The organism is Streptomyces sp. IBSBF 2435, assembly GCF_036815005.1.
GTDB lineage: Bacteria > Actinomycetota > Actinomycetes > Streptomycetales > Streptomycetaceae > Actinacidiphila.
Window position 1 is genome coordinate 1 of record NZ_JAJSYW010000208.1, and the last position, 12,185, is coordinate 12,185.

Sequence of the window (12,185 nt, forward strand, 5' to 3'; positions counted from 1 at the left end):
GAGGAGCGGGCGCTGCTCACCGGCCAGTTAGGGCGGGTGGTGGTGCGGCGGGTGCGAGTTCGTCGGCGGGGTCGTCGGCGGGCCCGCGTAGCTGAGGCTGCCGAGGTCGGTGCCGGTGACGGCGAGCACGGCGCTGGTGGAGGCGTAGAGGTCCGGGTCGGTGCCGCCGGAGCTGTCGGGGGTGAAGCCGCCGGCGGGGGTCTGCCGGGCGGCGACCCAGCCGCGGGCGGCGCCCGCCTGGTCGGTCAGCGCCAGTGCGGTCAGCGCCTGGGCCGCGGCCGACGTCGTGCCGGTGTCGGCCGCGGAGGCGCCGTCGTAGGGCAGGTAACCGCCGTCCGCGGACTGGGCCTTGAGCAGATACGCCTGCGCCTTGTCCAGCGCGGCGCCGGTGCCGGGCAGGTGCTTGAGGGTGATCACGGCGTCGGCGGTGGTGGCGGGGTCGGAGGTGCAGCGCTCGCCGGACGAGAGCATGGAGCCGGAGAAGCCGCCGTCGGCGCACTGCATCCCGGTGAGCCGGTCGACGGCGGGCTGCGGCGGGGTGACACCGCCGCGGGCCAGCGCGAGCAGGGCAGCGGCCTGGGCGCCGGGCGACAGGGCGCCGTAGAAGTCGCCGGCTGCGGTGCAGTTGCCGAGGCTGCCGACGGCGGTACAGACGTGGTCGGTGAGGTCGGCGAGCAGGTCGTGGCCGCCCACCGAGGCGGGGTCGCCGCCGAGGATCTCGGTGAGCAGCGCCAGCTTCGCCGCGGCGGCCGGGTTCGGCACGGTCACCGCGGGGTCGGGCAGCAGGTAGTCCGCGGTGTGCGCGGCGAGGTGGCCGTCGATCGCCCGGATCGTGGCGTCGGGTCCGCCGGCCGCGGCCAGCGCGATGGCGACGTCCGCCGTCGCCGCGTAGTTCGTGCCGAGGCCGTCGAAGACGTGGTCGCCGCCGGTGAGTTGGCCGGTCAGCCATGCCGCGGCGGCGGGCACGTCGGCGGTCGCGCCGCCGCCCGGGCTGGTCGGCGGCGGCGTCGTCGTCGGCGGAGTCGTCGGGGGCTGGGTGCCGCCCTGGGCGCGCACGGAGTCGGGCGTGAAGGACGGGCCGCCCGTGCTGCCGCCGAGGTCGGTGGGCCCGAAGGTCCACGCCTCGACCTCGCCGTCCTGCGGCTGGTCGCTGAGCACGCCGAGCGGGGAGTACGTCCAGGTGTCCTGCCCAGCGGGCGCGGTCCAGAAGGACCAGTAGGCGTCGGCCGGCGGGGTGAGCACGCACGCCTCGTCGGCGGCGGTCGGGCGGGCGGTGCCGCCGTCGAAGCCGTCGTTGCCGATCCGGCAGATGAAGCCCTCGCCGTCGTGCACGGTGCCGGTGGTGCTGAACCCGGCGTTGTGCAGCAGGTTCATGCCCGTGGTCGGGTGTGCGTCGCAGCCCCGCAGGACCGGTCCGTCCCAGTGCCCGTAGTCCACCGCGACGATCGCGCCCGTGGTGGGGGTGCAGTCGCCGATCGCGTCCGCGTGCGCGGGCGCGGCCACCGACAGCGCACCCGCGGCGACGCTGCCGGTGAGCAGCGAGGCCGCGGTGAGCAGGACGGCGGTACGCGGCCGTCCGGGACGGCGGCGCGGGAGAAGACGAAGCACAGGTGCCCCCGGGGTCGGCAGTCGGGGAGCCCGGCCGCGGAGGAGGGGCGGCCGCGCGGTGAGCGTGCCGTCCGGTGGTCCGCGCCGCAGTCCTCGACGGCGATCGTGACGTGTGTCCAGCGCAGGTGGTCCGGCTCGCCCACCGGTGCGGTGGGCCTACGGTTGCGGGTCAGCGCCGGACTCGGACCGGCTTCCCCTGGCTGCTGAATCGGAAATGCGTTTTATGGCACCATGCGGCGGGCCGCCCCGTCAACGTGGCGCACAGTTGCCTTCACCACTCCCCGCGTGGCCGCGGCGGTATGCCGGCGCGGGCCGCGGCGCCGAACAGAAGGCGCCCCGGCCGCGTGTTCCCGGAACCCGCCGCGTTCGCGGCGCGCGCTACTGGCCCGCCTCCCACAGGGTCCTGAACCGCTGGACGCGCTTGGCGACCCGGTCCGAGCGCAGGTCCATCAGCGTCTTGGTGTTGACCCCGCGAAGGTCGGAACCGATCTCGTAGGACAGCGACTCGTCGAAGACGATGAAGTCGTTGGTCTCGTCCATCCGGGCGATCGGCGACAGGTCGGACAGCGCGAGGACCCGGACCTCGATGCCCAGGCTCTGCTGGTCGTCGCAGAGCTGGCCCAGCTCCAGGGTGTTGTCCTCCGGCTTCTCCACGATGAACAGCCGTCTGATCTGCACCCCGTGCTGCTCGATGGCGTCACGCTGCGCGCGCAGATAGCGCTGGCCGAGTTCGCTGGGCCAGAAGTCGCGGTCGACCGCGGTGCTGGTCGCGTCGATGGTCATGACCGCGCAGCCGGTCAGGGTGACGATCCAGTCGTGGTCCTCGCCCTCGTAGTCGACCAGCTTCTGGTTGAGGTTCTCCATCAGGCTGGTCAGCTTGTCGACCTCCTCGCGGGCGAAGGCCTGCATGATCACCGAGCCGCCCGAGGCGACCAGGGTGGCGCTGCGGATCAGCCGGGTGACGCCGTCGGGCGGCAGGGCGGAACGGTCGACCAGGCCGAAGAGTTCGGTGACCTCGTTGATCCGGGCGAAGCCGTTGTGGACCAGTTCCTTCATCTCGCCGTTGTGGGTGGCGAGGGCCTCCTCTACCGAGGTGAGCCGGCGCTCGAAGTCGGTCATGTACTGGATGATCAGGGCGGCGCCGCCGAGGAAGATGGAGGCGGTCAGCTTCCACACCTCGGGCTGGTTGGTGACGTCGGTCAGGACGTAGGTGGCTCCCCCGACCAGTGCCGTGACCAGCGTCTTGAACAGGACGGGCGGTACTCGGGGCCCGGCGGTGGCCGCCGCGGAGCCCGAGCCTGTGGTGTCTAACGATCCGGCCATGTCTCGTCATCTCCCCCGGTGGGATCGTGCGCGTCTACGCCCATGGCTGGGCGGGTCAGGGCTGCACGTGCGCGGACACGGCCAGCAGGGCGAGCTGGTCCCTGATCCGCTGCACCAGGATCTGCCACTGCCGGCTGAATCCCGGCTCCCGCTCCAACACCTCCCAGAGCGGGTGGAGGACCTGGTCCACACGTGCGGTGGGCATCCACAGATGGAGCAGGTGGTCGACGGCGGGGCGCAGCGCCGCCACCGCGTCGCGTCCCTCCACCGAACCGAGCCGGCTGCGCTCGACCATCCGTACCAGCGTCGTGAGCAGCCAGTCGTGCAGGGCGAGGTCCTCGCAGAGCCTCGCCGCCGCGGCCGTGACGATTCCCCCCGTCAGCCGCAGTTCCACCGTGCGCAGTCCGTCCTGCGCGACGGTGAAGTTCTCGATGGACGACGCCGCTCCGTCAGGGGCGCGCAGCGCCACCCAGCGCAGCCGGGTGACCTGGGCGCGGAAAGGGGCCGCCCGGTCCAGCGCCGGGTCGCGCAGCACGTGGCGCAGGACGCGCTCAGCGACGGCCCCCAGGTCGAGTTCGCCCGGCTTTCCCGCTCCGGCCAGGCAGCCGTCGGCGACGTCCCGGTCGGGCAGTTTGCCGAACGGTTCGACGATGCCGGGCCGGGCCAGGTAGTGGCCCCAGGGGCGGCGCCGGTCGGGGCCGTCCGCGGTGGCCGCGCAGAAGGCGTCGGCCTGGAGCAGCCGGCCCTCGGTGAGCGCGGCGCGGGCGGTGACGGTGCCGACCGCGCGGACCTTGGCGCCCGAGGCGGTGGGCAGGTTGCAGTCCACGCCGGTCAGCACCTCGGGCGACAGCGCGTACGGGTTGGGCCGCTCGGACAGCAGCACGCGCCGGCCCGCGCGCAGCCGCAGCAGGCCCGCGGCGGCCGTGCCGGGCAGCGCCTGCGAGTGCTGGAGCAGGCAGGTGCGCACCTCGCCGCAGGCCAGCACGGTGTCCACCGCCTCCGCCCCCCGGCCGCCCGCCATGTCAGGGTCCCGGGTAGAGGACGTAGGAGATCCGGTCGGCGATCTCCTCGGGCACCGGCAGGCCCTCGCCGCGCGAGCGCCCGGCGACCTGCGCCAGGGCCGCGGGGTCGGCGTCCACCTGGTCGAGGATGACCCGGACCGCGTGCTCGACGGACAGGAAGCGCGAGGGCAGGACCGAACAGGTGCGGTAGGCGGAGAAGGGCGCGGCCGACGGATTGAGCCGGACCAGCGGCGGCAGGTCGTCCCAGTCGCGCGGGAATCGCGGCTCCTGCCAGGCCAGCGGCTGGAGCACCGGGTCGCCGGCGTGCCGCAGCAGGCCGAGCCGGGCGAGTTGCCAGACGGCGGCCAGGAACGGGCAGGACCAGGTGCGGTGTTCGCCGCGCTCGTCCCACAACTCGACGTCGAGGAAGACCGAGTGCCGGCGGGCGGCGGTCTCGGCCGGCGGCTGCCAGGGCTCGGCGCCGGCCATCGCCTCGGCCAGGCCGCCGGGGCTGCGTTCGCCGTTGGCGAGCCAGCCGGTCTGGACGGCGGGCGGCCGGGAGCCGTCGGTGCCCGGCGCCGGCGACTCGACCAGCCGGGCCTGCACCTCCTCGGCCACGGCCACCCCGTCGGCGACCGCGCAGCCGGACTCGCGTGCCAGGTAGTCGATCACCAGCCCGGCCCGCGCGGCCTCCTCGACCAGCATCGGTACGAGTTCGGCCGGCGAGGAGAAGCGGGTGAAGTAGTCGTCCACCAGGAAGCAGGTGCTCACCCTGGCCCGCCGCCCGCCGGCCCCCGCCAGCACCTGGGCGGCATCGGCCCACGGCTTGACCTGGGCGAAGTGGGCGCGCAGCCGGTCGGGGCCGGCCTCGAAGTCCTCCATGTAGAGGTGGCCGAGTTCGAGGGAGACCTGCGCCAGCGGCACCGCCGCGGTGCGCGGCTGGGCGGTGGTCTCCCGGAAGACGGCCGCGGTCCCGGTGTCGGTCATACCGGACCCCACGCCTCGTCGTCGGTCAGCTTGTCGGCCAGGTCCTGGATCGCGGTCAGCGTCTCCAGGTTGGCGACCCGGCTGGAGAGTACGTCCTCGTCGGTGATCAGCTGCTCGCGCCACTGGAGGACCGGTTCGAGCGGTACGGAGCCGATGATCGCGGTGAAGCCGATGTCGCGGTCGGCGGCGAGCCGGTCCAGGTCCTGGTCGCACTTGCGCATCCAGGCGGACTGGGCGGCCGGCACCAGCGACCACGGCGGCGCCTCGGGATCGGGCACCGCGGCCCGCACGAAGCGGATCCTGCCGCGCAGTTCGTCGGCGTCGTGCCCGCGGGCGACACCGCCGGCGAGGATGCCGCGCGGGCCGAAGACCAGCCCGGAGGCGGCGATCACATGCTGCCGGGTCCAGCGGTGGTAGACCAGCCAGCGATTCCCGACGCCGCGCATCTCGGGCCGGGCGGTGACGTCCAGCGCCATGTCCATCGCGTAGCTGCGGCCCGCGCTGAGGTCGATCACGACCAGGTCGAACTCGCTGTCCAGCCGCAGGAAGAGGTCGACGCAGCGGGTCACCGTGTCCTTGACGACGGCGAACTCACCGCCGCTGCGGTCGCCGGGGAGCAGTACCAGGCTGCCGGAGTTGGCCGGCCGGTCGCGCAGCACCTGGTGCTCGGTCTGCGCCCAGACGTCCAGCCGGGCCGGCTCGTTGGCCTTGCCCTGGAGGTAGGAGTGCAGGCCGCCCTGCTCGATGCCGCCCATGGCGCCGGGCACGTCGAAGACCGCGGCGGCGGTGGGCGAGCCGAAGTCGAAGTCGAGGTAGCAGACGTCGTCCCCGGCCAGCGCCCGGCGGAAGGCGATGTTGGCGCTGGTGACCGAACGGCCGGTGCCGCCCTTGTCGGACGCGGCGAAGACGAGCACTGCTCACACTCCCCGGGAGGCGGTCTGTCTGGCGAGCGCCAGGCCGTCGAGTTCGCCGAGGATAGCCATGGTGAGCGCGAGCGCCGAGCCGGGCTGCCGGTCCAGGAGGTCCCTGGCCCGGTTCAGCTTGACCTCGACGGACTTCAGCGCGCGGCCGCGGGAGGCGTCGTGGCTCGACGTGGGTTCGAGTTGCTCGTTGCCGAGCAGGTGGGTCGCCTCGCTGAGCATCGACGAGGCGTAGGAGGCCAGTTCCGTGCTGCGGATCGGCGGCTGCACGTACAGCTGGCGGCCGGCCACCATGCATTCGGTGACGCGTTCGGTGACGCTCCACGACAGCGGTCCCTCGGGGATGGGCGCCTCGGGGAAGACGGCCCGCACGTCGTCCCACAGGCCGGCGCCGACGCCCTCCCGGATACGGCGCTTCCACACGTGGTCGAAGATCCGCTCGGCCAGCCGCAGCAGCCGGTCGTGCGAGGAGATGTTCCGCGACAGGGTGCACAGCTGGATGCTGCGTTTGAGCAGCTGGGCGGAGAAGTCGCCCATCGTCCACTGCATCGGGTTGCCGGTCTCGCTGCTGCCCTGGAGGGGGAGCCGGACGCCCGGGCTGTGCAGGCCGACCGCCTTGTCGTCCTTCGTCATCCGGCTGCTGATCCGGCCGCGTTCCGCCAGCCGCTCCATGACCGCGACGGTACGGGTCAGGTCGTCGTCGGTGGCGCGGCGGCGGACCAGGTCGTGGACCAGGATGGAGGCGATGCACAGCGAGAAGTACTCGGACTCCAGGCGCTGTCCCGTGGTCCGCCAGGGGATGTCCTCCAGCGGCCAGACGGTGTCCCCGAAGCGGGCGATGCCCGACCAGTACTGCTGGGTGATCTCCCAGCGCAGGCGCAACGCCTCGGCCAGCCGCTGCTGTTCGGGGGTGAGCAGGCCCAGGGTCAGGGTGCGGTCGCTGAACAGGTCCTGGATGCCGTCGAGGGCGACCACGGTGAAGTAGAGGTACGGGATCGGCCGGGCGACACCGTTGGGCTGCGGGCCGATCGGCTCGGTGGTCTCCACCGGCGGGGCGTCCTTGACCAGGCTCCAGGCCCAGCCGCACTCGAAGAGCTGGTTCTCGTCCCTGAGCCGGTCGGCGATGTCGACGCCGAGTACGAAGCTCTCGCCGATGGTGGCGCGCAGCGCCTCGAAGCGGCTCTGGAAGCGCTCGACCACGACCCGGTCGGAGAACCGGCCCTGCCCGAGGACCGAGCACAGCGTGCGGCCCTGCGGCTCCTCGGCGTCGAAGACGTTGACGGTGAAGGAGCGCAGCAGGCTGACCATGGCGGCGGTGAGCCGGGCCTCGGTGGCCGTCTTCAGCTCCTCGATCTGCGCCCGCACCTCGCTGCGGCGGGTCTTGCCCTCGTAGACCTTGAGGAAGCCGAGCGTGGCCAGGCACAGGGTGACCGACATCGAGAAGGAGTCGACGACGCCCAGGGAGCGCTGCTCCTCGGAGATCGGCTGGTCCGGGTCGGCGGACACGAAGTAGTAACCGCCGGCGAAGCTCGGCTGCTTCTCGTCCGTGGTGTGGGCACGCATGAATTCGCCGAGGATCCTGACCAGTTTGGCGGGGATCTCCACCCGGCCGCCGACGTTCTTGAGCGCGGCGTGCACATCGCGCTCCGTGGTGTCGGGGTCGTCCAGCCGGAAGGCCGGGATTTCGGTGGCCGGATACATCAGGCACAGCAGCCGCTCGGCGTCGGCGACACTGCTGCGACCTCCCCATTCCCCCCATTCCCAGTCGCCGCTCTCGAACGAATGGCGTGAAATCGCCTGCCAGATGTCCAGCAGGTGCTGGCGCGGCTTGATCTGCATCCCCCACTCCTCGCCTATCCGGGACCGGCTATTCGGAACCGCGCCGTCCGCAGGCCACGATCATTCCCTCGTACCCCTCGCGCAACGCGCCCCCAGGCATTCCGATCGGAGTGATCGCGACCTCTTCCCCTTCCGCGAACGGGCTCAGGCTCTTGCGCACGTCGGCCGCCGAGACACTGCACGCGGGGAAGGAGTGCTCACCGACTTTGTACCCCAGCGAGCCCTCCATGAAAGCCGCGGCGAATGGCGCGCCCGGCGCCAGCGCCTCCATGAAGCGCTCCACGGCGAGGAAGAACTCCGCCTCCGAGGTGGACATCGACTCGGCGACGAAGAACATCGTCCCGATCTGCCAGCCCGCCGGGCGCCTGCGCAGGTCGAAGAGGTTGCCGCGCTCGACCGTGACGGCCCGCCGGAAGTCGGCGCGCGGGTCGGCCACCCGCCGCGCGTAGACGTCCTGTTCGCACAGCGCCGCCCAGAACTGGTCCCAGTGCGGGTCGTAGGACACGCGCTGGTCGTTCAGATAGGCGACATTGGCCGTCGAGGTCTCGAAGAGGGTGATCTCGCCGCACCACGGCAGCATGGACAGCGCCGGGTAGAGGTTCGCGCCCGCGCCGACATCGATACCGCGCAGCCGTTCGCCTCCGTGGTCGGGGCTGTCCCTGAAGTGGTCGGCGAAATGCTTGCGGACGATCTCAAGGATCTTGGCGTCGTCGGAACGCAGGCTGCCGTAATTGTGATCAACGTAGGCAGCCGGGTCGAACGCATCCCAGGGTGCCTCGCAATTCAGCCTGCGAACTGGCGTACGCACCGGGTCATTCGCCGTCTGAGGCGTTCTGAGATCCATCGTCCCATAATAGCGACCAACTCCCCGACCGACGCCCGGCTTGGCGGACCGGGGGAAATGATCAGGGCGCACAGAGGGCGCGTTGCAGCATGCACGCAATTCGACCGCAAAGCGGCTTGAACAGCCGGAAAACGCGGCTGATCCTGGTCTGGCCCGGTCAACACGATGCCGGCTCAACCCTACGCACCCCGTGCGGCTCGTGTCATCCGAACGGGAGAACGTCACCTTGACCTCCGGCCGGCCTCGCCGCCGGCCCCCGCCCGACCTGGGTTCCCCAGTCCCAAAGCCCCTGAGGAGCGGCATGACGACCCCCCTTCCCGGCACCGGAACCACCCGCATCGCGGCCCTGCCGGCCCCCGCCCCCGCACTGCGGCTGGCCGCCGGCGGCCGGGCTCCGCGCGTCCGCGCGGTCACCGACGCCGACCTGCCCGAACTGCACCGACTCGACCAGGAGGTCTTCCAGGACCACGCCTATCCCTACTTCGTGCTGCGCCAGTTCTACGACCTCTACCGGGACGACCTCTTCGTCGTGGACGACGGCCGCACCTTGTGCGGCTACGTGCTGGCCGGCGCGGTGTCCGACGGCAGCCGGGGCTGGATACTGGGCCTGGCGATCGACCAGAACTGGCGCAGCCACGGCTTCGGCCGCCGGCTGATGGCGGAGTCGCTGCGGAACCTGCGCCTGCGGGGGGTGCGGGAGGTCTGGCTCACCGTCGAGCCGGGCAACGCGACCGCGGTCGAGCTGTACCTGTCGCTCGGCTTCTCCCGGGTGGACCACCGCGAGGACTACTTCGGACCGGCCGCCGACCGGCTGCTGATGGTGCTGCCGCTGAACGACTAGCCCGACCCTCGGCCCGCTGCCGATCCCGCCGGACGCCGAACCCGCCGGGCACGGGCGGCCGAGGAAGCGCGGGCGACCGCGAGCGCCCCGGCGTCGCAACGACGCCGGGGCGCTTGTCACCGGCGGGGGCGGGCGGTCCGTGGCGGCGGCGCGGCCCCGCTACCGGGGGCGCGGCCTGCGGCAGCGGCCCCACGACTCGGCGGCGCCGTGGCGCCGGGTCAAGCGATGGCAAAATCCGGGCGACTGGTCTAGTCCTTTCCACCAGCATGGACGCGCTCTCAAGCGCGGAATTGGTCCAGTCCAATTCTGGCCCGGCGCATTGCCCCGGCCGGGGACTTCGGTTGTCCTGTGGGTGCCGCCCTCGCGCCCCCACCCACCGAGGAGTGCCGTGTCCGCTCGACCCGGAATCCGGAGATTAACCAGACCCCTGACCCACCTCCCGGCCCGTCCGCCGGGCCGCCTCCCGGCCCGTGCCCGCCGCCGGCCGGCCGCCGTGATCGCCACGCTGGCCATGGCGCTGGCCGGGCTCGCCGGGCTGGGCGTGCCCGCCGCGCACGCCGCCGGCGCGCTCACCGCGGTTTTCAGCAGCACCGGCAGCGGCTCGTCCTGGACGGGCACCTACACCGTCAAGAACGGCACCGCCGCCGCGGTGAACGGCTGGACTCTGGAGTTCGACCTGCCCGCGGGGGTCACGATCACCTCGGAGTCGTACGGCACCTCGACCGTCAGCGGCTCCCACGTCGTCGCCTCGCCCGCCTACTACAACGCCACGATTCCCGCGGGCGGTTCGACGTACCCGTACAGCTACACCTTCCAGGCCTCGGGTCCGCTGGGCACGCCGAGCGGGTGCCTGGTCAACGGGGCCAAGTGCGACGGCAGCCCCGCCGTGCCGCCGCACGCGCCGACCGGTGTCGCGGTCGCCGACGCCACCGCCCACACGGTCAGCCTGCGGTGGACGGCCGCCGCGGTCGGCGACTTCCCCGTCGCCTCCTACGACGTGCTGCGCGCCGGGGCCGTCGTGGCCTCCAGCGCCACCACCACGGCCACCGTCCAGGGCCTGGCACCGGCCACCGCCTACCAGTTCGCGGTCAGGGCCAAGGACTCCCGCGGCAATACCGGGGACGCCAGCGCCCCGGTCACCGCGACGACCTTCGACCCGGCGACCGACTCGGTCCCGCCGACCGCGCCCCCCAACCTCCGCACCGGCACGGTCACATCGAGCACCGTCCAGCTGTCCTGGGACGCCGCCACCGACAACAACCGGGTGGCCGCCTACGACGTCTACCGGGGCACCGCGATCGCCGCGACCGTCCCGGCCGACACCCGTACCGCCACGCTGACCGGCCTGGCCCCCGCCACCGCGTACAGCTTCACCGTCAAGGCCCGCGATCTCGCCGACAATCCCTCGCCGGCGAGCAACGCGGTCGCCGTCACCACCCAGGACCCGGTGGCCAACGGCGGCTACGCGAAGGTCGGCTACTTCGTGCAGTGGGGCATCTACGGGCGCCAGTTCTTCGTCAAGAACCTCGACACCTCGGGCGCCGCGGCCAAGCTGGACGTCGTCAACTACGCCTTCGGCAACATCGATCCGAAGAACCTCACCTGCCTGAACGGCGTGACCAAGGGCACCACCGCCGACCCGGAGGACCCGAACCAGGGCGACGGCGCCGGTGACGCGGAGGCCGACTACGGCCGGGCCTTCCCCGCCGCCCAGTCGGTCAACGGCCAGGCGGACGACGGCTGGGGCAAGCTGCGCGGCAACTTCAACCAGCTCAAGGAGCTGAAGGCGAAGTACCCGAAACTGAAGGTCGTGATGTCGCTGGGCGGCTGGACGTACTCCAAGTACTTCTCCGACGTGGCCGCCACCGACGCCGCCCGCAAGAAGTTCGTCGCGTCCTGCATCGACCTGTACATCAAGGGCAATCTGCCCGCCTACGAGGGCGCGGGCGGCCCCGGTGTCGCCGCCGGCATCTTCGACGGCTTCGACCTGGACTGGGAGTGGGCAGGCTCGCCCGACGGCCACCCCGGCAACCACTGGAGCACCGCGGACAAGGCGAACCTCACCGCGCTGATCGCCGAATTCCGCACACAGCTCGACGCCTTGGGCGGCGACCACAGGCTGCTCACCGCCTTCACACCCGGTGACCCGGCCAAGGTCGCGGCCGGCTGGGACCTGCCGCAGGTGTCGAAGAACCTGGACATCGAGAACGTCCAGGGCTACGACTTCCACGGCTCGGGCAGCGACAACTCCTGGGAGCCGAACCGCACCGGCCAGCAGTCCAACCTCTACCCCGACCCCACCTCGCCCTACCCGAACGACTTCAGCATCGACCGGGCCGTGCAGACCTACCTCGACGCCGGGGTCAGCCCGCGCAAGATCACCATCGGGCTGCCCTTCTACGGCCGCGGCTGGCAACAGGTCGCCGACGGCGGGGTGCACGGCGTCTGGCAGACCGCCAACGGCGCCGCGCCGGGCCAGTTCGCCGAGGAGGCCGGGACCCGGGGCTACAACAACCTCATCACCTCCGTGCCCGGCCTCACCGTCTACCACGACGACCGGTCCGTCGCGACCTACGGCTACACCGGGGCCGGCGGCCAGTGGTGGTCCTTCGACGACACCTGGTCGATCGGCAAGAAGGCGGCCTACATCAAGTCCAGGCACCTGCTCGGCGCGATGATCTGGGAGATGTCGGGCGACACCCCGGCCGGCACGCTCCTCGGCGCCCTCAACACCGGCCTCCAGGGCTGACCCGCCGCCGGCCGCCTGGCAGGACGGCCGGCCGGGAGCGCTCCCTCCCCTCCACCCCCGGAGGGAGCGCTCC

At 72.3% G+C, this 12,185-nt stretch carries 9 protein-coding genes; 2 read left to right on the forward strand and 7 right to left on the reverse strand.

Going from position 1 to position 12,185, the window contains the following annotated elements; all coding sequences use genetic code 11:
• Positions 1-27: 27 nt before the first annotated feature.
• The 7 genes from V7E46_RS29005 to V7E46_RS29035 all read right to left on the reverse strand — a co-directional run bounded on the left by V7E46_RS29005 (position 28) and on the right by V7E46_RS29035 (position 8,522).
• On the reverse strand, positions 28-1,608 hold the full coding sequence (locus tag V7E46_RS29005) for a prenyltransferase/squalene oxidase repeat-containing protein (protein WP_333771210.1): 1,581 nt from the start codon (positions 1,606-1,608) through the stop codon (positions 28-30).
• A gap of 378 nt (positions 1,609-1,986) precedes the next feature.
• On the reverse strand, positions 1,987-2,931 hold the full coding sequence (locus V7E46_RS29010; RefSeq protein ID WP_329174746.1) for a DUF6879 family protein: 945 nt from the start codon (positions 2,929-2,931) through the stop codon (positions 1,987-1,989).
• A gap of 55 nt (positions 2,932-2,986) precedes the next feature.
• Positions 2,987-3,952, reverse strand: a complete 966-nt coding sequence (locus tag V7E46_RS29015; RefSeq protein ID WP_333771211.1) for an SCO2521 family protein — start codon at positions 3,950-3,952, stop codon at positions 2,987-2,989.
• A 1-nt stretch (position 3,953) separates the two neighbouring features.
• Complete coding sequence (locus V7E46_RS29020; RefSeq protein ID WP_333771212.1) at positions 3,954-4,919, reverse strand: SCO2522 family protein; 966 nt, start codon at positions 4,917-4,919, stop codon at positions 3,954-3,956.
• Entirely contained in the window at positions 4,916-5,833 is a 918-nt protein-coding gene (locus V7E46_RS29025) for an SCO2523 family variant P-loop protein (RefSeq protein WP_333771213.1), read from the reverse strand. The genes V7E46_RS29020 and V7E46_RS29025 overlap by 4 nt, the downstream gene beginning before the upstream one ends.
• 3 nt (positions 5,834-5,836) lie before the next feature.
• Entirely contained in the window at positions 5,837-7,678 is a 1,842-nt protein-coding gene (locus V7E46_RS29030; protein WP_333771214.1) for an SCO2524 family protein, read from the reverse strand.
• A 28-nt stretch (positions 7,679-7,706) separates the two neighbouring features.
• A complete protein-coding gene (locus V7E46_RS29035; protein ID WP_333771215.1) occupies positions 7,707-8,522 on the reverse strand; it encodes an SCO2525 family SAM-dependent methyltransferase in 816 nt (271 codons plus the stop codon).
• Between the two features lie 301 nt (positions 8,523-8,823).
• On the opposite strand from V7E46_RS29035, the gene V7E46_RS29040 reads away from it, so the two are divergent.
• On the forward strand, positions 8,824-9,363 hold the full coding sequence (locus V7E46_RS29040) for a GNAT family N-acetyltransferase (RefSeq protein WP_333771216.1): 540 nt from the start codon (positions 8,824-8,826) through the stop codon (positions 9,361-9,363).
• 511 nt (positions 9,364-9,874) lie between these two features.
• Positions 9,875-12,112: a glycosyl hydrolase family 18 protein gene (locus V7E46_RS29045; protein ID WP_333771217.1), complete on the forward strand. Its 2,238-nt coding sequence runs from the start codon at positions 9,875-9,877 to the stop codon at positions 12,110-12,112.
• The last annotated feature ends 73 nt before the right edge of the window (positions 12,113-12,185 follow it).

What these genes read in the sequence shown, in the direction of transcription:
- V7E46_RS29010 (WP_329174746.1), bottom strand. Translation starts at nt 2,931, where the DNA reads ATGGCCGGATCGTTAGACACCACAGGCTCGGGCTCCGCGGCGGCCACC.
- V7E46_RS29015 (WP_333771211.1), bottom strand. Translation starts at nt 3,952, where the DNA reads ATGGCGGGCGGCCGGGGGGCGGAGGCGGTGGACACCGTGCTGGCCTGC.
- V7E46_RS29020 (WP_333771212.1), bottom strand. Translation starts at nt 4,919, where the DNA reads ATGACCGACACCGGGACCGCGGCCGTCTTCCGGGAGACCACCGCCCAG.
- V7E46_RS29030 (WP_333771214.1), bottom strand. Translation starts at nt 7,678, where the DNA reads ATGCAGATCAAGCCGCGCCAGCACCTGCTGGACATCTGGCAGGCGATT.
- V7E46_RS29035 (WP_333771215.1), bottom strand. Translation starts at nt 8,522, where the DNA reads ATGGATCTCAGAACGCCTCAGACGGCGAATGACCCGGTGCGTACGCCA.
- V7E46_RS29040 (WP_333771216.1), top strand. Translation starts at nt 8,824, where the DNA reads ATGACGACCCCCCTTCCCGGCACCGGAACCACCCGCATCGCGGCCCTG.
- V7E46_RS29045 (WP_333771217.1), top strand. Translation starts at nt 9,875, where the DNA reads ATGGCGCTGGCCGGGCTCGCCGGGCTGGGCGTGCCCGCCGCGCACGCC.